19 protein-coding genes and 1 pseudogene are annotated in these 20,638 nt (G+C 59.3%); 8 read left to right on the top strand and 12 right to left on the bottom strand.

Annotation, left to right across the window (positions count from 1 at the left end):
* Positions 1 to 96: 96 nt before the first annotated feature.
* The 4 genes from gltP to GHO41_RS02220 all read right to left on the bottom strand — a co-directional run bounded on the left by gltP (position 97) and on the right by GHO41_RS02220 (position 2,984).
* Positions 97 to 1,410: a glutamate/aspartate:proton symporter GltP gene (gltP, locus tag GHO41_RS02235; RefSeq protein WP_048372502.1), complete on the bottom strand. Its 1,314-nt coding sequence runs from the start codon at positions 1,408 to 1,410 to the stop codon at positions 97 to 99.
* A 560-nt stretch (positions 1,411 to 1,970) separates the two neighbouring features.
* A complete protein-coding gene (locus tag GHO41_RS02230) occupies positions 1,971 to 2,435 on the bottom strand; it encodes an inhibitor of vertebrate lysozyme family protein (protein WP_048372499.1) in 465 nt (154 codons plus the stop codon).
* Positions 2,436 to 2,437: 2 nt separating this feature from the next.
* On the bottom strand, positions 2,438 to 2,602 hold the full coding sequence (locus GHO41_RS02225; protein WP_019828122.1) for a DUF1328 domain-containing protein: 165 nt from the start codon (positions 2,600 to 2,602) through the stop codon (positions 2,438 to 2,440).
* A gap of 82 nt (positions 2,603 to 2,684) precedes the next feature.
* Positions 2,685 to 2,984: a hypothetical protein gene (locus GHO41_RS02220; RefSeq protein ID WP_048372497.1), complete on the bottom strand. Its 300-nt coding sequence runs from the start codon at positions 2,982 to 2,984 to the stop codon at positions 2,685 to 2,687.
* 441 nt (positions 2,985 to 3,425) lie between these two features.
* Between GHO41_RS02220 and algB the strand changes: the two genes are divergently transcribed.
* Together algB and GHO41_RS02210 are read left to right on the top strand one after the other, a co-directional pair.
* Positions 3,426 to 4,772: a sigma-54-dependent response regulator transcription factor AlgB gene (gene algB / locus GHO41_RS02215; protein WP_048372493.1), complete on the top strand. Its 1,347-nt coding sequence runs from the start codon at positions 3,426 to 3,428 to the stop codon at positions 4,770 to 4,772.
* 10 nt (positions 4,773 to 4,782) lie between these two features.
* Positions 4,783 to 6,570 carry a KinB sensor domain-containing domain gene (locus GHO41_RS02210; RefSeq protein WP_048372491.1) on the top strand — a complete coding sequence of 596 codons (1,788 nt, stop codon included), beginning with the start codon at positions 4,783 to 4,785 and terminating at the stop codon, positions 6,568 to 6,570.
* 153 nt (positions 6,571 to 6,723) lie between these two features.
* Here the strand turns inward: GHO41_RS02210 and GHO41_RS02205 are convergent, their stop codons facing one another.
* From GHO41_RS02205 to GHO41_RS30215, 6 genes and pseudogenes are all read right to left on the bottom strand, one after another.
* Positions 6,724 to 7,500, bottom strand: coding sequence for an N-acetylmuramoyl-L-alanine amidase (locus tag GHO41_RS02205; protein ID WP_048372488.1), 777 nt, complete (start codon positions 7,498 to 7,500; stop codon positions 6,724 to 6,726).
* An 87-nt stretch (positions 7,501 to 7,587) separates the two neighbouring features.
* Positions 7,588 to 9,522, bottom strand: a complete 1,935-nt coding sequence (locus GHO41_RS02200) for a GGDEF domain-containing protein (protein WP_153432856.1) — start codon at positions 9,520 to 9,522, stop codon at positions 7,588 to 7,590.
* Positions 9,519 to 10,394: an endonuclease/exonuclease/phosphatase family protein gene (locus tag GHO41_RS02195; RefSeq protein ID WP_048372482.1), complete on the bottom strand. Its 876-nt coding sequence runs from the start codon at positions 10,392 to 10,394 to the stop codon at positions 9,519 to 9,521. The genes GHO41_RS02200 and GHO41_RS02195 overlap by 4 nt, the downstream gene beginning before the upstream one ends.
* A 15-nt stretch (positions 10,395 to 10,409) precedes the next feature.
* Positions 10,410 to 11,072: a thiol:disulfide interchange protein DsbA/DsbL gene (locus GHO41_RS02190; protein WP_153432855.1), complete on the bottom strand. Its 663-nt coding sequence runs from the start codon at positions 11,070 to 11,072 to the stop codon at positions 10,410 to 10,412.
* Positions 11,073 to 11,271: 199 nt separating this feature from the next.
* On the bottom strand, positions 11,272 to 11,892 hold the full coding sequence (locus tag GHO41_RS02185) for a cytochrome c (protein WP_153432854.1): 621 nt from the start codon (positions 11,890 to 11,892) through the stop codon (positions 11,272 to 11,274).
* 44 nt (positions 11,893 to 11,936) lie between these two features.
* A pseudogene (locus GHO41_RS30215) lies at positions 11,937 to 12,178 on the bottom strand (cytochrome c5 family protein).
* Positions 12,179 to 12,385: 207 nt separating this feature from the next.
* Between GHO41_RS30215 and yihA the strand changes: the two are divergent.
* Complete coding sequence (yihA, locus tag GHO41_RS02180) at positions 12,386 to 13,030, top strand: ribosome biogenesis GTP-binding protein YihA/YsxC (protein ID WP_048387116.1); 645 nt, start codon at positions 12,386 to 12,388, stop codon at positions 13,028 to 13,030.
* 312 nt (positions 13,031 to 13,342) lie between these two features.
* Here the strand turns inward: yihA and polA are convergent, their stop codons facing one another.
* On the bottom strand, positions 13,343 to 16,108 hold the full coding sequence (polA, locus tag GHO41_RS02175) for a DNA polymerase I (protein WP_153432853.1): 2,766 nt from the start codon (positions 16,106 to 16,108) through the stop codon (positions 13,343 to 13,345).
* Positions 16,109 to 16,182: 74 nt separating this feature from the next.
* Between polA and GHO41_RS02170 the strand changes: the two genes are divergently transcribed.
* Positions 16,183 to 16,473, top strand: coding sequence for a DUF2782 domain-containing protein (locus GHO41_RS02170; RefSeq protein WP_048372475.1), 291 nt, complete (start codon positions 16,183 to 16,185; stop codon positions 16,471 to 16,473).
* A gap of 55 nt (positions 16,474 to 16,528) precedes the next feature.
* A complete protein-coding gene (locus GHO41_RS02165; protein WP_153432852.1) occupies positions 16,529 to 17,479 on the top strand; it encodes a homoserine kinase in 951 nt (316 codons plus the stop codon).
* A 93-nt stretch (positions 17,480 to 17,572) separates the two neighbouring features.
* On the opposite strand, the gene znuA is transcribed toward GHO41_RS02165, so the two are convergent.
* On the bottom strand, positions 17,573 to 18,496 hold the full coding sequence (gene znuA, locus GHO41_RS02160; protein ID WP_371928805.1) for a zinc ABC transporter substrate-binding protein ZnuA: 924 nt from the start codon (positions 18,494 to 18,496) through the stop codon (positions 17,573 to 17,575).
* Between the two features lie 66 nt (positions 18,497 to 18,562).
* Here znuA and GHO41_RS02155 point away from each other — a divergent pair, with 66 nt between their 5' ends.
* The 3 genes from GHO41_RS02155 to znuB are packed head-to-tail and all read left to right on the top strand — an operon-like array spanning position 18,563 to position 20,614.
* Positions 18,563 to 19,045, top strand: a complete 483-nt coding sequence (locus GHO41_RS02155; RefSeq protein ID WP_048372469.1) for a Fur family transcriptional regulator — start codon at positions 18,563 to 18,565, stop codon at positions 19,043 to 19,045.
* On the top strand, positions 19,045 to 19,833 hold the full coding sequence (gene znuC / locus GHO41_RS02150; protein WP_153390060.1) for a zinc ABC transporter ATP-binding protein ZnuC: 789 nt from the start codon (positions 19,045 to 19,047) through the stop codon (positions 19,831 to 19,833). The genes GHO41_RS02155 and znuC overlap by 1 nt, the downstream gene beginning before the upstream one ends.
* Positions 19,826 to 20,614 (top strand): zinc ABC transporter permease subunit ZnuB, encoded by a 789-nt coding sequence (gene znuB, locus GHO41_RS02145; RefSeq protein ID WP_153390059.1) that lies wholly within the window; start codon positions 19,826 to 19,828, stop codon positions 20,612 to 20,614. The genes znuC and znuB overlap by 8 nt, the downstream gene beginning before the upstream one ends.
* The last annotated feature ends 24 nt before the right edge of the window (positions 20,615 to 20,638 follow it).

The following is a 20,638-nucleotide window of genomic DNA, read 5'->3' as shown; positions in this document are numbered from 1 at the left end:
CGGCAGCGGCTACAGGAGAGGAAAAGTCGTGACGCCTAAAACAACAAACCCCGGACAAGTCCGGGGTTTGGGGAGTGAAGCGCCAGGCGAAGGTGATTAACCTTTGGCGGCTTCCTTGCTGCGCCAGTGCGGCAGCGAGTTCCAGTAGCGCTCGCCTTTGGCGGCGTCGTACATGCCTTCCCAGCGCGAGATGACCAGTACGGCCAAGGCGTTACCGATAACGTTGAGGGCGGTACGCGCCATGTCCATCACACGGTCTACACCGGCGATGAAGGCCAGGCCTTCCAGCGGGATGCCCACGCTGCCCAAGGTGGCCAGCAGTACCACGAAGGACACGCCCGGTACGCCGGCGATGCCTTTGGAGGTGACCATCAGGGTCAGCACCAGCAGCAGTTGCTGGCTGATCGACAGGTCGATGCCGTACAGCTGGGCAATAAAGATGGCCGCGATGCTTTGGTACAGGGTCGAACCGTCAAGGTTGAACGAGTAGCCGGTCGGTACCACGAAGCTGCAAATCGCTTTCGGGCAACCGTAGGCTTCCATCTTCTCGATCACGCGTGGCAATACGGTTTCGGAGCTGGCGGTGGAGTAAGCCAGGACCAGCTCATCCTTGAAGATGCGCATCAGCTTGATCACCGAGAAGCCGAACAGCTTGGCGATCAGGCCCAGTACCGCGAAGGCGAAGAAGAGAATGGCCGCGTACACCAGCACCACCAGCTTGGCCAATGGCACCAGCGAGGCGAAGCCGAAGTTGGCGACGGTCACGGCGATCAGCGCAAACACACCGATTGGCGCGTAGTTCATGATCATGTGAGTGACTTTGAACATCGACTCGGACACGCCCTGGAAGGTTTTCACCAGCGGGTCGCGCAGCTCGGCGTTCAGGCTCGACAAGCCCAGACCGAACAGTACCGAGAAGAAGATGATCGGCAGCATCTCACCGCGAGCCATGGCTGCGAAGATGTTGGACGGGATCAGGTTGAGGATGGTCTCGATGAACGCGTGTTCATGTTGCACCTCAGCGGCAGTGGCCTGATATTTGGAAATATCTACCGTGCCCAGCGTGCTCATGTCGATCCCGGCACCCGGGTGGAAGACGTTGGCCAGCACCAGGCCGACCAGGATCGCGATGGTGGTGACCACTTCGAAGTAAATAATTGTTTTTAGACCGATGCGACCGAGTTTCTTCGCATCCCCCACGCCTGCAATCCCGACAACCAGTGAAGAAATCACGATTGGGATTACGATCATCTTGATCAGACGGATAAAGATATCGCCTGCAGGTTGCAGGACGTTACTGATCCACCAGGCCTTTTCAGCACTGAAATGGTTGAGCAGTGCGCCGATTGCAATCCCGAGGACCAGACCGATTAGGATCTGCCAGGCGAGGCTAAGTTTTGCCTTCTTCATGTCATTACCCTTACTTCAAGTGGACTCGGGTACAGGCTCGGACTAGAGCGCTCAAGAGCGCAAAAAAGACCAAGCTGTACCCCCGTAGAAGGTCGCCCAAATCGAGCCGGACTGGCTCTTTGGCAGGCGAAAAAAGGCGCAACTATTCCCATGCACGGCGTTACCGTCTAATGCCGTAAACGCCTACCCTATGCCGAATCGGCATGGGTTTTGTCCGACAAGACCTCAAAAATCAGGAGGGTTGCACTGACAGAATAGATGACATAACCGCCGTAAACCGGCTGTTTCAAGGCCTTTTTGGCATTAAAGAAGGCTCACAGACAGCGCTAGCATTTCGGAAATATCCCACAACACAAATCGAAAAATGAGAAGCCATCAATTTGCCAATAGTCGATATACGGTCGACGTTTCAAAGGGTAGTTCAAGCCACATCTTTTTCAGAAAAAATGAACTGGGATAAGCAATTACCGACGAAAGGCAGTGTCAGGCAGACGCAAAAAAACCAAGGCACAACCTTGGCTTTTGGCACTCGAAAACAGCGTTGTCGCCCTGCACGGCATTCAATACCAGTTAGGGTCTTTCTTTAATTGCTCTTTAAGCAGCGCCTGGATCTCAGGATCAGGCTTGCCCAAGTATCGGAAATCGGCATGACGTGCAGGCGATTTGTCAGTAGGCAACCCCGCAGGCACTTCAACCAGCAGCGCGTAGGCATGCTTTTTGTCGAAGCTCACCGCGACTATCAGCCGTTGGGTGGAACACGATTGCTCGTTTTCGCACAAAGGGCCGACTAAATACGGGTCACCGTCTTGCGTCACCGCGTTCATTTGCTCTGCACTGCCAGAGAGGTTCATAACCCACTCAGGCAAGCGCTCCTCTTTTTTAACCACTTTTTGCCAGGCCTGACGGTAGTCCGGGTCGCTCAACAGTTGGTTGGCGCGGGACTGGCCGTCATTGGCGGCAAGGGTCATGGCACTGCTGCCCATCAACAGGGCAGCCGCCATTGCCTTAAGGGATCGACCGTACATCGTCAGCCTCGACCACGACGACCAAAGATGAAGGACACAACGAACATCACCAGGAATACGACAAAGAGGATCTTGGCGATACCGGTAGCCGTGCCCGCGATGCCACCGAAGCCCAATACTGCAGCGATGATGGCGATAATCAGGAAGGTAATTGCCCAGCTCAACATGGTGAATCTCCTTATTTCTGTTCGAAAGGGTGATGCCGTTTTGCAACTCAAGGCCCGGTCAGGGTCTTAAGCGTGTGAACACTTAAAACACCCAACGCTCCGGAACGGGTTGGGTGTTGGCGGTTTGCGTGTCTTCAGAAGCTGCCAGGTCATAGCGGCCCATCGGGGTGCTTGAGCCCAATGCGGTAGAGCGAATGGCGCTGAAGTGAGTCTGTTGAGCAGCGATGGCGTGGGCTGGCACCGATTGCGCCGGGGCTGGCTGCTGCCAATGTGCCCATTGCTGGCCACCGATGAGCGTCATGACCAGCGCCAGGCTGGTGAAAAGGCCCTGCTGCAGGTGCTGTGAAGTCATACCCAGACTGGCGAAACCTTGACGATTCATGCTCAAACTCCTGCCACTCGCTGTTGTTATGGGGTGTCGTCGCTGCGCTTATGGGTCAGTGACGGCTATGCGAGAGATATTGCAGGCTGCATGCCAGTTTTTTTGAAAGAAATAATCCTTTATAAATCAGTTAGTTACAGATTTTTAAAGAAAGTCGGCGCGAGCAACCTGCACGATGGCCCCTGATGGCACCGTGCGTTCTGCACGATCAGCGCCAGCGCGCTACAGTGCTGCCCGCTGAATGCGGCTCCAGCAGGCCACCGGAGAATTTATCGGACTCGACAATGCCGCTGTCAGCAGCGCTAAAATCTTTAAAATCAGAGCGTTACAGGAGGTGTCCAGCGCCCTTCCCTGTTAGCCTCTGAATCATTCCTGAAAAATCATGCAACTTGCCCGATTATTCCGACACTAACCAAGATCACTCATAAAGGAACGCCGGATATGGAATCATCCAAAGAGCAACAGGGCCGCATTCTGCTGGTCGATGATGAATCCGCTATCTTGCGCACGTTCCGCTATTGCCTTGAAGACGAGGGGTACACCGTCGCCACGGCCAATAGCGCGGCCCAAGCCGACGCCCTGCTGCAACGTCAGGTGTTTGACCTGTGTTTTCTGGACCTGCGCCTGGGCGAGGACAACGGCCTGGATGTGCTGGCCCAGATGCGTATTCAAGCGCCGTGGATGCGGGTTGTCATCGTGACCGCGCACTCCGCTGTCGACACCGCCGTGGATGCGATTCAGGCCGGTGCGGCTGACTATCTGGTCAAGCCGTGCAGCCCGGACCAACTACGCCTGGCCACCGCCAAGCAGCTGGAAGTACGCCAACTGTCGGCCCGTCTCGAAGCGCTCGAAGGTGAAGTACGCAAGCCCAAAGACGGGCTCGACTCGCACAGCCCGGCCATGATGGCGGTGCTGGAAACGGCCCGGCAGGTCGCCGGCACTGACGCCAACATCCTTATTCTCGGCGAGTCCGGCACGGGTAAAGGCGAGTTGTCGCAAGCGATTCATGGCTGGAGCAAGCGCGCCAAAAAATCCTGCGTGACCATTAACTGCCCGTCGCTGACGGCAGAGCTGATGGAAAGCGAGTTGTTCGGCCACACCCGTGGCGCCTTTACCGGGGCCAGCGAGAGCACCTTGGGCCGGGTCAGCCAGGCGGACGGCGGCACATTGTTCCTGGACGAAATCGGTGATTTCCCGCTGACCTTGCAGCCTAAATTGCTGCGTTTTATTCAGGACAAAGTCTACGAGCGTGTCGGTGACCCGGTAACGCGCCGCGCCGATGTGCGCATCCTCGCCGCGACCAACCTCAACCTTGAAGACATGGTGCGCGACGGGCGCTTCCGTGAAGACTTGCTCTACCGCCTGAACGTCATCACCTTGCACTTGCCGCCCCTGCGCGAGCGCAGTGAGGACATCTTGACGTTGGCAGACCGGTTTCTGGCCCGCTTCGTTAAAGAGTACGCTCGCCCTGCCCGCGGCTTCAGCCCTCAGGCGCGCCAGGCGCTGGCCAATTACCGCTGGCCGGGTAATATTCGCGAACTGCGCAACGTGGTGGAACGGGCCAGTATTATTTGCCCTCAAGAAGTGGTCGAGGTCAGTCACTTGGGCATGGCTGAACAAACCGCTCCCAATACTCCGCGTATTGGCGCAGCCTTGAGTCTCGATCAGTTGGAAAAAGCGCACATCGGTGCGGTGCTGGCGACCAGCGACACCCTGGATCAAGCCGCAAAAACCTTGGGCATTGACGCCTCGACGCTCTATCGCAAGCGCAAGCAATACAACCTGTGAGCCATATCTGATGAAACTTGCGATCAAGCTGCGGACCCGGTTGTTCCTGAGCATTTCGGCATTGATAACGGTGGCGCTGCTGGGCTTGTTGCTGGGCGTGGTCAGCGTGATGCAGATGGCCAAATCCCAGGAGGCGCTGATCCGCAACAACTTCATCACCCTTGATCTGGGCCTCAAGCTGCGTCAGACCCTGGGTGACCAGTTGATCCTGATGCTGCGCAACCACCCTGATCCCAAGGCGCTGGAATCGTCGGCGAACGAGTACCTGGCCCTGCTCGATGAGGGGATGGAGCATGAGCGCGAACACAAGCTGGACAATGGTTTTGCTCAAGCCCGTGAGGACTACGAGCTTTTTCTGGAAGCCTTTAAAGAAGCCCATGCCAACGCGCTGGATATCGGCAGTGACCAGGAACTCTCCGACCGTTTCAACTCATTGCGCAATGGTCTGATCGAAGAGCACCGCAAGGCGCTCGATCACATCTATACCGCGCAAGCCGCCGCCCGTGATCGCGCCATCATCATTGCCGGCTTGCTGGGGCTGGTCGGGCTGGCGGTGCTGATAATCGGCTTTGTGACAGCCCATGGCATCGCCCGTCGTTTTGGCGCACCCATCGAAGCATTGGCCAAGGCCGCTGACAACATCGGCAAAGGCAACTATGAGGTCGTGCTGCCACTGTCTTCTGCGGCAGAAATGAACCTGCTGACCCGCCGTTTCGGGACCATGGCCGAGGCGTTGCGCCAGCATCAGGCAACCAATGTCGATGAGCTGCTGGCGGGCCAGCAACGGCTACAGGCGGTGCTCGACAGTATTGATGACGGCCTGCTGATGATTGACCAGCAAGGCCGCCTGGAGCATTTGAACCCGGTGGCCCAGCGCCAATTAGGCTGGGACGAGGGCCGTCTGGGCCAGTCGCTGGGCGAGGCATTGGGCCGCCCGGAACTTGACCAGCAACTGTTGACGGTTTTGCGCGGTGGCAGCCTTGAGCGCGCGCCTGAAGACTTGAGCGTCGACATTGAGGGCGAAACCCGCCTGCTGACGTACAGCCTGACACCGGTCAGCCAGCCCAAAGGGCCGATCCTGGGGGCGGTGATGGTGCTACACGATGTGACCGAGCAGCGGGCCTTTGAGCGCGTGCGCAGTGAGTTCGTGCTGCGCGCCTCCCATGAGCTGCGTACCCCGGTCACGGGCATGCATATGGCGTTTGGCTTGTTTCTGGAGCGCGCCCGCTTTGACCCGCAGTCCCGTGAAACCGATTTGCTGAACACGGTGAACGAAGAGATGCAGCGGCTGATGCAGTTGATCAACGATCTGCTGAATTTCTCGCGTTATCAGAACGGCCTGCAAAAGCTCACGCTGGCCCCATGCAACCTTGAGCAGATGCTCAATGAGGCCCGTGCACGGTTTGCCGATCGGGCGACGGCCAAGAACATCGAGCTACTGATTGATTTGCAGCCGGAGCTGCCGGTGCTGAATGCCGATCAGGCGCAGCTGGAGCGCGTGCTGGATAACCTGCTGGACAATGCCTTGCGCCATACCGCCAGTGGCGGGCAAATCCGCCTGCAAGCGCGGCGTCACGGGGAGCGGGTCATCATGAGCATTGAAGACAGTGGCGAGGGCATTGCCTACGGCCAGCAAGGCCGTATCTTCGAACCCTTCGTACAAGTGGGCCGGAAAAAGGGCGGCGCGGGCTTGGGCTTGGCGTTGTGCAAAGAGATTGTGCAACTGCACGGCGGGCGCATTGGCGTGTACTCACGGCCTGGGCAAGGCACGCAGTTCTACATGGCGCTGCCGCTGTAAAGAGCTTGTAGTCGCTGCCGAGCTCCGCGAGGCTGCGAGTCTGCCAAGACTGCAAAAGGGCGAAGGTTCTGCGGCGTTTTTGAGAAACGGGTTGCTTCGCAACCCTTCGCAGCCTGCGGCAGCGACTACAGGATCTGCGCAGTCCGAATAGCTCTACCGCTGCGTATTCAGCACGTTCAATATCGCCGCGCTTTCTGCATCAGGCGTGCCGTCGAAACGCGAAGGCCTAAAGTGCATCTGGAACGCCGCCAGCACGTGGCGTGTGGCAACGTCCAGTTCGCCGGTTTGCGGCGTCTCATACCCCAACAACGCTAATTGCTGCTGAAACCAGGTGATGCTGGGCATCGCGTTGGCATAGCGGGCCTGCTCGCGGGCCACGGCCTGGGCGTTTGGCCAGATCCCGAAACCGGCCTCGGCCAGGCGCTTCCAGGGGAACATCGGGCCCGGATCGAGCTTGCGCAATGGCGCAATGTCGCTGTGGCCGATGATGTTGTGCGGGTCGATCTTGTAGCGCGTCGAGATGTCTTTGAGCAGCGCGATCACCGACTGGATCTGACCTTCGGTGTAGGGGTACCAGACGCGACCGGTCGGGGTGTCGTGGTAGCCCGGGTTGACGATTTCGATGCCAATCGAGCTTGAGTTGAGCCAGGTGCGGCCTCGCCATTGGCTTTCACCGGCGTGCCAGGAACGCTGGCTCTCATCGACCAGCTTGTAGATGGTCGGGGGCGTGTCGCCGATCAGGTAGTGGCTGCTCACCGGCCCGCTGGTCAGCAACTGCAATGAGCGCTCAAGCGAGGTGGAGGTGTAGTGAAGCACGATGAACTGCACGCGGCTGTCGTGGTTGGCCGAGGGGTGACTGGTGTCCATGCGCGGACCGCTGGCGCAACCGGCCAGCAGAACAAAAGAGATGATCAACGTTAAAAATTTCATGGCAAAAAAGGTATCTGAGCAATTAATTGGCCAGCATACATGACTGGTCCCGGAACGTATCTGAACGCTGCCTGCGCGGGCAGGGCGTCAAGCTGAAGCCTGGCTGAACTCTATCGTGTTGCGGCCCTTGTGCTTGGCCCGGTACAAGGCCTCGTCAGCGCGTTTAAGCACCTGTTCGCTGCGCTCGCCCAAGGCGAAGGGCGCGACCCCGATGGACGCGGTGAGCGTGACCGGCTCGCCCTTGAAGTGGAACGGGCAGGCCTCAATCGCAGCGCGCAGCGTTTCGAGCAATTGCAGGCCTGCGGGCAGCGGTGTGTTGGGGATGAGCAGGACGAATTCTTCGCCGCCAAAGCGCGCCACGAAATCGCCGGGGCGCAGGTGTTTGGTCAATTGTGCGGCGATGATCTTGAGCACTTTGTCACCGGCCAGATGGCCATAGCCATCGTTAATGCGCTTGAAGTGGTCAAGGTCGAGCATGGCGATCAGCAGCGGGTTGCCGTGGGTTTGCCATTGCGCAACTTCATGGGCCAGGCGTTCGCTCCAGGCCGCGCGGTTGGGCAGCCCGGTCAGCGGGTCGATCAAGGCTTTGAGGCGCTGTTCTTCAAGGTGTTCACGGTAACCTTGGGCTTGCTGCTCCATGAAGGCCACGCGTTCGGACAGGCCTTGCAGGTGGGTGCACAGCTCTTGCTCACGGGCATCCCGTTGCTGTCGGTGGTGGTCCATCGTGCCCAGCAAGCCTTCGAGACGGTTTTCGAGGATGTGCTTGAGGCTGTTCAGGTCGACGGCGTCTTGCACGCTGCTTTGCAGGCTGTCGACGTGCTCCCGTATCTGGTTGTCCAGTTGCTCTGCCTCGGAGCGCCCCAGGGCGTGCCCGGTACTTGCTGCTTGCAGGTTGCTTTGAAACGACTCCAGGCGCTCATTGAGCTGCTTGAGGTAGGTTTCAAATTCATGCTGGCCGCTGTCAGTGATGGCCAGCATCAACACCGCCAGATCATCGAGGATCGGCAGTAATTCGTACCAGTTAAGCCCTTTTTCGAGGCGTTTGCGCATGGCCTCGGCCTGGGGCCGATGGTGCTCGGGCAGCGACAGGTCGTTCAACAAGCCGAGCAGGGTGGATTCAATATGCTCCGCCACGGAGCTGTATGTGGGCTCGGGGCTTTCGGGCAGGGCAAAGGTTGAGTCGGCTGCGGGCTCGGCAGGTTCAGGCGCCTCAACGTCCTCTTCGAGGCGCGCGTTTTCGGCGTCGACGAGCGCTACAACCGACTCAAGGGCGCCGATGACGACCGCTTCGTCGACGACTTCAGGCTCCGGGACTGGAGGCTCAGAAGGCGGCGGCGTCTCAACGTTGGCTTCAGGCGGGGCTTGCGCGGGTAAGGTTTCAGGCACCTCGGCTGGGGCAGGGGTGGTTGGCCTGGGGGCTGGCGCGCTCGACACTTTAGGTGGCGCTGGCATTGGAGCAGGTGTCGTGCTCTCGGGCGGGTCGACCTTGTCAGCTTCTTGAGTGCCAAACAGGCGCTGCAACAGGCCCGGCTTGGCCGGTTCAGCGGTGTGCTGCTGTGGCGCCAGCGCGCGGCCCTGCAAGGTGCTCAGTTCACTCAGCAGTAACGGGATTTCACGCGCCTGGGTGACCCGGTTATCGAGTTGCTTGGCGAACGCTTTTAGCGGTTTGCTGACGTCGCGGGGCAAGGGCAGGGCTTGCAACTGCGTGACCAGCGCGTTGAGCGCGACGCTCATTTGGTCGATGCGGGTTTCACGGCGCTGCTCGGAGTCGAGCACGGCTTTTTCAAGGCGCGGGAGCAGGGCGGCCAAGGGGGCGTCCATGTCATCGGTGCGCACGGCTTCGCGCATTTCTTTCATGCACTGGTCAACGGTGCGGTCGGTGCCTTCGGCCGCCAGCGTGCTGCGCACCAGGCCGCGGCGCAACAGGTCAAGGCGCGCGTTCCAGCGCCGTTCGAGCTTGTCTTGTTGCTCGACGCTCTTCAGGTATTTTTCTTTCCAGCGTGAGGCGTCATCGGCGCTCATGCCAGTGGCTCATGGGGCGGGCTCAGCACGGGCAACAAGTCGCCGCCCACAGAGCCGGGCAGACGGATATCAACCGCCACCGGCAAGTGGTCGGAAATCGGCTGGTCGAGCACCTGCACGCGCTCGAGGGTGAGGCTTGGGCTGAGCAAAATATGATCGAGGCAACGTTGCGGCCGCCAACTGGGGAAGGTGGCCTGCATTTGCGGCGCCAGCAAGCCGAGATCGCGCAGCGGCGAGGTGTCCAGCAGGTCACTGGCGTGCGTGTTCATGTCGCCCATCAGCACTTGGTGCTGGTAGCCGCTAATCAGTTCGCGAACGTACGCCAGCTGCCGGGTGCGGGTTTTAGTGCCCAGCGCCAGGTGCATCACGACGACGATCAGCGCATCGGGGCCGTCCCCAAAGCGCACTAAAATGGCGCCACGCCCTGCGGGGCCTGGCAAAGGGTGATCTTCAATGGCAGAAGGGCGCAAACGGCTGAGCACGCCATTGCTGTGCTGCGCCAGGCGACCCAGGTTGCGATTGAGTTGTTGATACCAGTAGGGGAATTCGCCCTGTTGGGCCAGGTACTTGACCTGATTGATGTAGCCGGAGCGATGGCTGCCGCCATCGGCTTCCTGCAGTGCGACCAGATCGAAGTCGCTCAACAGGTCGCCTATTTTCTCCAGGTTACCTGCCCGCCCTTTGTGTGGCAGCAGGTGCTGCCAGCTGCGGGTCAGGTAATGGCGGTAACTGTGGGTGCTGTTACCGACCTGGATATTGAAACTGAGCAAACGCAAGCGTCGATCATCTGCCAGGCCACTGCCCGGCACATGATCTTCGTTGACCTGCGGTTCGTGCAGACCAACGATTCGTTCGCTCTTCCAGCGCCGCACGGGAAAGGGCGCCGCTTAGTTTTTGGCCGCTTGTGGCGCCGCTTTCTCAGCTGCGCGCTCTTTGGCGATCAGTTGGTCTGCCACGTTCAGCGCTTGTTCCGGGCCGCCTGCGGTGCCGAGGTCGAAGCGGTACTTACCGTTGACGATCAGGGTAGGGACGCCAGAAACCTCGTACTTCTTGGCCAGTTCTTTAGCCTTGACGATTTGGCCTTTGATGGCGAAAGAGTCGAAGGTTTGCAGGAATTTTTCTTTATCGACGCCTTGAGTGGCCACGAAATCAGCCATGTCGTTTTTGTCGGTCAGACGTTTGCCTTCCTTCTGGATGGCATTGAAGATCGCCGCGTGTACCTTGTTCTCTACGCCCATGGCTTCCAAAGTCAGGAACAGTTGGCCGTGTGCGTCCCATGGGCCGCCAAACATGGCCGGGATACGCACGAAATGCACGTCAGCCGGCAGCTTTGCCGCCCAAGGATTGATGGTCGGCTCAAACGCATAGCAGTGCGGGCAGCCGTACCAGAACAGTTCAACCACTTCGATTTTGCCAGGCTCAGCAACCGGAACGGGATTCGCCAACTCAACGTAGGTTTTGCCGGCTTCAAGCGGGACATCGGCAGCTTGAGCAGTCATGCCAAACAGGGAGGCGCTGACGAGAACGGCGCTGAGAATCAGATTACGCATGCTTTACTCCTGGACAAATAAGGTCGCCTGACGTGGCCTGTTTTAAGACAGGTCTGTTTTGGCTTGAGTTCGGTAGTGTAGCGGCAGATAGCAGGAAAAAGGGCAGCCTGGGCTGCCCTGACACGCTTACATTCAAAGATTAAACGACCGTTAACGTCAATAAATGCATTGCGGGTTGGCTGCATCCTGCCTACACCAATCAGTGCAGACCTTGAATGTAGCTGGCCAACGCCTTGATGTCCTTGTTGCTCAGCTTGGCCGCAATGGCGCGCATGATCATCGAATCACCGTCGTTGGTACGATCACCTTCGCGGAAGTCAGTGAGCTGTTTCTCGATGTAACTGGCGTGTTGGCCGCCCACATGGGGGAAGCCGGCAGGTGCGTTGCCCTGGCCGTCCGGTGCATGGCAGCCGGTGCAGGCGGGCAGGCCTTTTTGCAGGTCGCCGCCACGGAACAGTTCTTCTCCGCGAGCAACCAGGGCCGGGTCAGCGGCGCCGACAGAGCTTTTTTGGCTGGCGTAGTAGGCGGCGATGTCCGCGAGGTCCTGATCGTTCAGGTTGGTAAGCTGGCCGGTCATTTCAAGGACCTGGCGTTTGCCGTCCTTGATTTCATGCAGTTGCTTGAGCAGGTAGCGATCACCTTGCCCGGCCAGTTTGGGGAAGTTGGGGGCCATGCTATTGCCGTCGGGACCGTGACACGCGCCACAGACAGCGGTTTTTGCCTGACCGGCGGCAGCATCACCCACAACGGTGGTACCTGCGGCCTGGGCGATACCACTAACGCCCATGGTCAACAGCAGACTCACGAAAAATTTGTTCATCAGCTAATCCAACTACGGCTAAGGGTTAAGAGTTATGGCCGGGCTTACTCATTCATCCACTGGATGATTGGCTGGTAATCCTCGACACTGCAGTCCGTGCACACACCACGCGGCGGCATCGCCTTTTCACCCTGGGGCACGTGTTGCACCAACGTCTGCTTAACTTACCCTCGGCCTTTACACCCGGTTTCGGTGTTATGAATCGCTGACCTTCATGGCAGGCAATACAAACGCGGTTGTACACGGCTTCCGGATCCTTTGTAGCCTGAACGCTGTCAGGCGGCATCAAAGCACCGGCAGCAGCCAATTCGTTTAAACGATTTTTTCAGGGTTGGGAGCGTGATGCGTTCTAATGCGCACCCTGGCTCTTGTTCTTCGTCCTACGCCGGGACAAAGCACACACAAAATCTGCGGCATTATATACTGGCGCCACTGAAACGGAAACGACACGCACGCCGCGTCCATTCCTGACGCCGCTCACATCGGAAATCCCATGCAACTCAAGAACCCCATTCTCGGTCTGTGCCAACAGGCTACCTTCATGCTCAGCGCTGCCAAGGTTGATCAATGCCCCGATGACGAAGGCTTTGAAGTCGCCTTTGCCGGGCGCTCCAACGCCGGCAAGTCCAGTGCGCTCAACACGTTGACCCACGCCAGCCTGGCGCGAACCTCGAAAACCCCGGGCCGTACGCAGCTGCTGAACTTCTTCAAGCTGGACGAAGATCGTCGCCTGGTCGACTTGCCGGGTTACGGCTACGCGAAAGTGCCCATCCCGTTGAAAATGCACTGGCAGCGTCACCTTGAGGCGTATTTCGGCAGCCGTGAAAGCCTCAAAGGCGTGGTTTTGATGATGGACGTTCGTCATCCAATGACCGATTTCGACCTGTTGATGCTCGACTGGACCGTTTCCAGCGGCATGCCGATGCATATTTTGCTGACCAAAGCCGACAAACTGACGTACGGCGCTGCTAAAAACACGCTGCTTAAAATTCAGTCCGAAATCCGCAAGAAGTGGGGCGACAGCGTGACCATCCAGCTGTTCTCCTCGCCAAAGCGCATGGGCCTGGAAGAGGCGTACACCGTGCTGGCTGATTGGCTGGAACTGCCGAACAAAGGCGAAGAAGAAAGCGCCGAGTAAAAATGGCAGGCAAAAAAAACCCCGGACTTCGTATGGGGGAGGGAAGTTCGGGGTTCAAGTACTGGACCGCTAGGGGCGGGGTCCAGAATCTGCCAACACTTAACACAACATTAGGAGCATTGAAGGGCTTCACCAGCCATTCAAATAATCTGAGTTGTGTTAAGCGGGTTTAGTTCCTGAGCCCCTGAAAATTTTGCCAAACAGTAGTCGCTGACGAGGAACGAAGGCCGCGATGCGGGCCGCAGGACCGCCACTTGGGTAGCCCCGGGGAGACTCGCAGCCTCATGCTTGGGCAGCGACTACAGGTTTAGGTCAGTGCGCCTCGTCCCAGTTGTCGCCAACGCCCACTTCCACCACCAGCGGAACCGCCAGCGTGGCCGCTTCGCTCATGTGCAGGCGGATCTCGTCGCGCACCTGGTCTACCAGGTCTTCACGCACTTCCAGCACCAGTTCGTCGTGTACCTGCAAGATCACGCGGGCGTCGAGGCCGGAGGCCGTCAGCCAGTTATCCACAGCCACCATGGCTTTCTTGATGATGTCCGCCGCGGTGCCCTGCATCGGGGCGTTGATCGCGGTGCGTTCAGCGCCTTTGCGCAACGCCGGGTTTTTCGCGTTGATCTCGGGCAGGTACAGGCGACGACCAAAAATCGTCTCGACATAACCTTGCTCGGCCGCCTGGGTGCGCGTGCGCTCCATGTACTCCAGCACGCCCGGATAGCGCGCAAAGTAGCGGTCGATATATGCCTGCGACTGTTTGCGGTCGACACCGATCTGCTTGGCCAGACCAAAGGCGCTCATGCCGTAGATCAAACCGAAGTTGATCGCCTTGGCGCTGCGGCGCTGGTCGGTGGTGACATCGCTCAGGTCGACGCCAAACACCTCGGCCGCCGTGGCACTGTGCACGTCCAGGTTGTTGCGGAAGGCGTGCAGCAGCCCCTCGTCCTTTGCCAGGTGGGCCATAATCCGCAGTTCGATCTGCGAATAGTCCGCTGCCAGCAGTTTGTAGCCTTTGGGCGCGACGAACGCCTGACGGATCCGGCGGCCTTCGGCCGTACGAATCGGGATGTTCTGCAGGTTCGGGTCGCTGGACGACAAACGCCCGGTGGCCGTTACTGCCTGGTGATACGAGGTGTGAATGCGCCCGGTACGCGGGTTGATCTGCTCGGGCAGACGGTCGGTGTACGTGCTTTTCAGCTTGCTCATCGAACGGTACTGCATCAGCACCTTGGGCAGCGGGAAGTCTTGCTCGGCAAGCTCCGCCAGCACCGCTTCGGCCGTCGATGGCTGGCCTTTGGCAGTTTTGCTGATGATCGGCAGGCCGAGTTTTTCGTACAGGATCACGCCCAATTGCTTGGGAGAGCCGAGATTGAATTCTTCCCCGGCAATCTCGAACGCCTCACGTTCAAGCGCCACCATCTTGTCGCCCAGCTCAACGCTCTGCACGCCCAACAGCTTGGCGTCCACCAGCGCGCCTTGGCGCTCAATGCGGGCCAGAACCGGCACCAGCGGCATTTCAATGTCGGTCAGCACGCTGTTCAGGCTCGGGATCGCTTGCAGTTTTTCGTGCAGCACGTGGTGCAGGCGCAGGGTCACGTCAGCATCTTCTGCGGCATACGGCCCGGCCAGTTCCAGCGAGATCTGGTCAAATGTCAGCTGTTTGACGCCTTTGCCGGCAATGTCCTGAAAACTGGTCGTGGTGTGGCCCAGGTATTTCAGCGCCAGGCTGTCCATGTCATGGCGGGTGGCCGTGGAGTCGAGCACGTAGGACTCCAGCATGGTGTCGAAGGCTACGCCTTGCACGACGATGCCGTTGGCCTGATCACCGCCAATGGCGCAGTTGGCCAGGATGTTGATGTCGAACTTGGCGTGTTGGCCGACCTTGGCCTTGTTTGGGTCTTCGAGCAGCGGCTTGAGTGCGCGCAGCACGGTATCGCGGTCCAGTTGATCCGGCACGCCCATGTAGGAGTGAGTCAACGGAATGTAGGCCGCTTCGCCGGGCTTGACCGCAAATGACACACCCACCAGTTGCGCTTGCTGCGCGTCCAGCCCGGTGGTTTCGGTGTCAAAGGCAATCAGCTTGGCGTCGTTGAGCTTTTTCAGCCACACGTCGAAACGGGCCTGATCGAGGATGGTTTCGTATTGCAGCTCTTCGGTCGGCGCCGCAGGGGCTTCGTGGGTGATCACCTGGCCCGCGCGCTTGGCATCGCGTTCGACTTCGGCGATCCAGCTTTTGAATTCCAGCTCGGTGTACAGCTCGATCAGCTTGTCGCAATCGGGCGCTTTGAGGTGCAGGTCGTCAAGGCCGATGTCCAGCGGCACGTCGATCTTGATCGTGGCCAGTTGGTACGACAAAAACGCCATTTCGCGGTGTTCTTCGAGTTTTGCGGGCAGGTTTTTTGCGCCGCGAATCGGCAGGGTCGGCACGATGTCCAGGTGCTCGTACAGCTCGACCAGGCCGCCGTTGACGCCCACCAGCAAGCCCGACGCAGTTTTCGGGCCGATGCCCGGAACGCCAGGGATGTTGTCGGAAGAATCGCCCATCAACGCCAGGTAGTCGATGATCTGCTCGGGCGAGACGCCGAACTTCTCTTTGACGCCCTCAACGTCCAGCGTGCTGCCGGTCATGGTGTTGACCAGGGTGATGTGGCCATCCACCAGTTGCGCCATGTCTTTATCGCCGGTGGAGATGACCACTGGTCGGTCTGCGGCGGCGCTGCTGCGGGCCAGGGTGCCGATCACGTCGTCCGCTTCAACGCCTTCGACGCACAACAACGGGAAGCCCAGTGCGATCACGCTGGCGTGCAAAGGCTCGATCTGGACCCGCATGTCATCGGGCATGCTCGGGCGATTGGCCTTGTATTCGGCGTACATGTCATCGCGAAATGTCCCGCCCTTGGCATCGAAAACCACGGCAAACGGGCTGTCCGGGTACTGCTTGCGCAGACTCTTCAACATGTTTAGCACGCCCTTTACGGCGCCGGTCGGCAAGCCTTTGGACGTAGTCAGCGGCGGAAGCGCGTGGAAGGCGCGGTACAAATATGAAGAACCGTCCACCAGGACGAGGGGTGCTTGGCTCATGAGCAGGATCAACCTTTTCGGCGAGTCCGGCGCTAGAATGTCCGGACCAATGACGACAAAGGGACAAGGTTATCATGCGCACACTTAATCGCCTGTTGTTGACCGGCTTGTTTGCATTCTCACCGCTGGTAACCTTTGCGGCTGATAGTGCACCCACCGGTGACCCAGAAGTAACCATTCGCACGGAAGGCGATAAAACTATTCAGGAATACCGTCAAAACGGGTTCCTTTATGCCATCAAGGTGACCCCAAAAGGAGCGCCGCCGTACTTTTTGGTACGCGCTGATGGTACTGATGCCAACTTCATCCGTTCCGACCAGCCGGATATGCTGATTCCTTCGTGGAAAATCTTCGAATGGAAATAGCGTCTTAACTTTAATTGGCGCCGCCCACGCGGCGCCCGCACTGGCAATTTAAACCATGTCTGTATTCACCCCACTGACTCGCCCGGAGCTGGAGACTTTTCTTGCGCCTTATGATCTCGGCCGTTTGCTCGATTTCCAGGGGATTGCCGCGGGTAGCGAAAACACCAACTATTTCATCAGCCTGGAGCAGGGCGAATTTGTCCTGACCCTTGTTGAACGTGGCCCGATCAAAGAGATGCCGTTCTTTATCGAGCTGCTGGACGTGCTGCACGACGCTGATCTGCCGGTGCCTTTTGCCCTGCGCACCAAAGACGGCGAGGCCTTGCGCGAGCTCAAAGGCAAGCCGGCGCTGCTGCAACCGCGCCTGGCCGGCAAGCACATCCGCGAGGCTAACGCGCAACATTGCGCCCAAGTGGGCGAGCTGTTGGGTCATTTGCATGTGGCCACGCGTGACAACGTGCTGGAACGCAAAACCGACCGTGGCCTGGACTGGATGCTGGCGGAAGGGCCCGCATTGATGGGTGATTTGTCGCCTGAAGCGGCCGATTTGCTGCAAAAAACGCTGGCTGAGATTACCGAACGCAAGGCGCAGATTTTGGCTTTGCCAAGGGCCAACCTGCATGGCGACCTGTTTCGCGATAACGCGATGTTCGAAGGGACGCACCTGACCGGCCTGATCGACTTTTACAACGCCTGCTCGGGGCCGATGCTCTACGACGTGGCGATTGCCTTGAACGACTGGTGTGCTGACGAAGATGGCCAGCTCGACGCCCCGCGTGCCCGTGCATTGCTGGGTGCGTATGCCGCGTTGCGCCCGTTCACGGCCAGCGAAGCCGAGTTGTGGCCGACGATGTTGCGTGTGGCCTGTGTGCGCTTTTGGTTGTCACGTTTGATTGCGGCCCACTCGTTTGCGGGTCAGGACGTGTTGATCCACGACCCGCAAGAGTTCGAACGCCGTTTGGCCTTGCGCCAAACCGTGACCGTCCCGCTGCCGTTCGCGTTGTAACCCGCTAACCCCCTGTAGGAGCGAGCTTGCCTCGCGATCTTTTGATCTTTAAAAGATCGCGAGGCAAGCTCGCTCCTACAGGTCGGGGTGGGGTTACAGGCTGTTCAGGCAGCCTGCCAGGTCGTTGCCGAGTTTTTCCAGCAGTTGCTCATAACCCTGCGCGGTGGCCGGGGTGAAGCCGCCCAGCGGGTCCAGCTCAGCCAGTTTGACCGGCAAGCCCGCGGTCAAGGTGTCGGCCAGGCGCGGGCGCAGCGGCGGGTCACTGAAGACGCAGGTCTTGCCCACTTCTTGCAAACGCTGGCGCATGGCCGCGACGTGCTGGGCACCCGGCTGCACTTCAGACGCCACGCTGAACACGCCGGTGTGCTTCAGGCCGTAAGCGCTTTCGAAGTAGTCGTAACCTTCATGGAAAACAAAGAACGGTTTGTCCGCAATCGCGGCCATGCTCGTCTTCAGGCGTGCATCCAGCGCATCCAGACGTTCATTGAAGGCCTTGAGGTTGCTTTGGTATTGCGGCGCATGGGCCGGGTCTTTTTCGCTCAGATCGGCGGCCATTTTGGCTGCAATCACCCGGGCGTTGTCCGGTGCCAGCCACAAGTGCGCGTCGAGGGTGCCAGGGCGGTGGTCGTGATCATGCTCCGCCGCATCGTCTTCGTCATGGGAATGGCTGTCCTGGGAGAAATGGCGCAGCTTCAAACCCGGCAAATTTTGCACGGCCACGGAGGGCAGGGTGCGGGTTTTGATCACGCGGGGCATAAAGCCTTCCATGTCCGGGCCGATCCAGTACAGCAAGTCAGCCGACTGAACACGCCGTACGTCGGAGGGGCGCAACGCATAGTTATGCGGCGACGCATTGGGCGGCAACAGCACCTCGGGCTTGCCCACGCCGTCCTGCACAGCCGCGGCAATCAGCTGCAACGGTTTGATGCTGGTCAGTACATTGACCTCGGCCTGAGCCGGGTTAATCACCAACAAACTGGCAGACAAAGCAATAAAAATCGCAAAAATACGGGACACGATGGGCACTCATGGCGGCTGAAACGGGTAACATAATAACGTCTCTCTCGGAAATCGTCGCCGCCCATGTCTATTGCACCGCTTGCCAGCCGTCCCCACGACCACTCTCATTGCGTCCACAGCGCGCTCTCTGAAGCGGACGTTCTGTGCGCGCAAAAGGGCCTGCGCCTGACGGCGTTGCGTCGGCGGGTGCTGGAGCTGGTGTGGCAGAGCCACAAGCCGCTGGGCGCGTATGACATCCTGGCCGTGCTCAGCGAGCAAGACGGCCGCCGCGCTGCGCCGCCGACCGTGTACCGCGCGCTGGACTTCCTCCTGGAAAATGGCCTGGTGCACCGTATTTCGTCGCTCAACGCCTTTATCGGCTGCAGCCATCCCGAGCACGCGCATCAAGGCCAGTTCCTGATCTGCCGCACGTGCCACGCGGCTATCGAGCTTGAACAAAAAACCATCAGTGACGCGATTATCAGCAGCGCACGCGATGTCGGCTTTACTGTCGAAGGGCAAACCGTCGAAGTGCTCGGTTTGTGTTCGGGTTGCCGGGAGGCTTGATGAGCGCTGCGCTGATACGTCTTGAAGGGGTCTGCGTGACCTTTGCCGGGCAAAACGTGCTCGACATGATCGAGTTGAGCGTTGAGCCGGGCCAGATCGTGACCCTGATCGGCCCCAACGGCGCCGGTAAAACCACGCTGGTCAAAGCGGTGCTGGGCCTGCTCAAGCCCACCAGCGGCAGTGTCTGGCGCAAACCCAAGCTGCGCATCGGCTACATGCCGCAAAAACTGCACGTTGACCCTACGTTGCCGCTCTCGGTGCTGCGCTTTTTGCGCCTGGTGCCGGGTGTGGACCGCGCCCAGGCCCTTGCCGCCTTGAAAGAGGTCGGCGCCGAAAAGGTCATCGACAGCCCGGTGCAAAGCGTCTCGGGGGGCGAAATGCAGCGTGTGCTGCTGGCCCGTGCGCTGCTGCGCAAACCCGAGTTGCTGGTGCTCGACGAGCCGGTGCAGGGCGTTGACGTGGCCGGGCAGGCCGAGCTTTACAGCTTGATCACCCGCCTGCGCGACCGTCATGGTTGCGGCGTGCTGATGGTGTCCCACGATTTGCATCTGGTCATGAGCACCACCGATCAGGTGGTGTGCCTCAACCGCCACGTGTGCTGCTCGGGCCACCCGGAGCAGGTGAGTGGCGACCCGGCCTTCGTCGAGCTGTTTGGCAAAAACGCACAAAGCCTGGCGATTTATCACCACCATCACGACCACGCCCATGACTTGCATGGCTCGGTGGTCTCTGAAGGCGCCGCCCCGGCGCACGCCCACGTTCATGGAGAAGGCTGCAAGCATGGCTGATTTTCTGCTTTACGCCCTGCTGGCAGGTTTGTCTTTGGCGGTGGTGGCGGGCCCTTTGGGCTCGTTTGTGGTGTGGCGCCGCATGGCCTATTTCGGCGATACCTTGTCCCACGCCGCCTTGCTGGGCGTGGCGCTGGGCTTTTTGCTGGATGTGAGCCCGACGATTGCCGTGACCGTTGGCTGCCTGTTGCTGGCGGTATTGCTGGTGACGTTGCAGCAGCGTCAGCCACTGGCTTCCGACACACTGCTCGGAATTCTCGCTCCCAGCACCTTGTCCCTTGGGCTGGTGGTACTAAGCTTCATGCATGAAGTGCGGATCGACCTGATGGCTTACCTGTTTGGTGACCTGCTGGCGATCAGCCCGACTGACTTGATGTGGATCATGGGCGGCAGCGCGGTGGTGCTGGCGTTGCTGGTGGCACTGTGGCGGCCTTTACTGGCCATTACCGTGCACGAAGAGCTGGCAACGGTTGAGGGTTTACCCGTCGCAACGCTGCGCATGGCCCTGATGTTGTTGATTGCGGTGGTGATCGCGGTAGCGATGAAGATTGTCGGTGTGCTACTGATTACCTCGTTGCTGATTATCCCTGCTGCTGCCGCCCAACGGCATGCCCGCTCTCCGGAGCAAATGGCGTTTGGCGCGACGTTGCTGGGAATGCTGGCAGTGTGTGGTGGCCTGGCCCTGTCGTGGTTCAAAGACACGCCTGCCGGGCCTTCCATTGTGGTGTGTGCTGCCGCGCTGTTTCTGCTGAGTTTTGTTCTGCCCCGTCGAGGGGTGTAGACTTGCTCGTTTTTTGCGCACTTA

Origin of the sequence: Pseudomonas sp. FSL R10-0399 (assembly GCF_009600165.1) — a bacterium.
In the GTDB taxonomy this organism is placed as follows: domain Bacteria; phylum Pseudomonadota; class Gammaproteobacteria; order Pseudomonadales; family Pseudomonadaceae; genus Aquipseudomonas; species Aquipseudomonas helleri.
The sequence above is the reverse complement of the archived record's forward strand: the minus strand, read 5'-3'. Positions and strand labels throughout refer to the sequence as shown.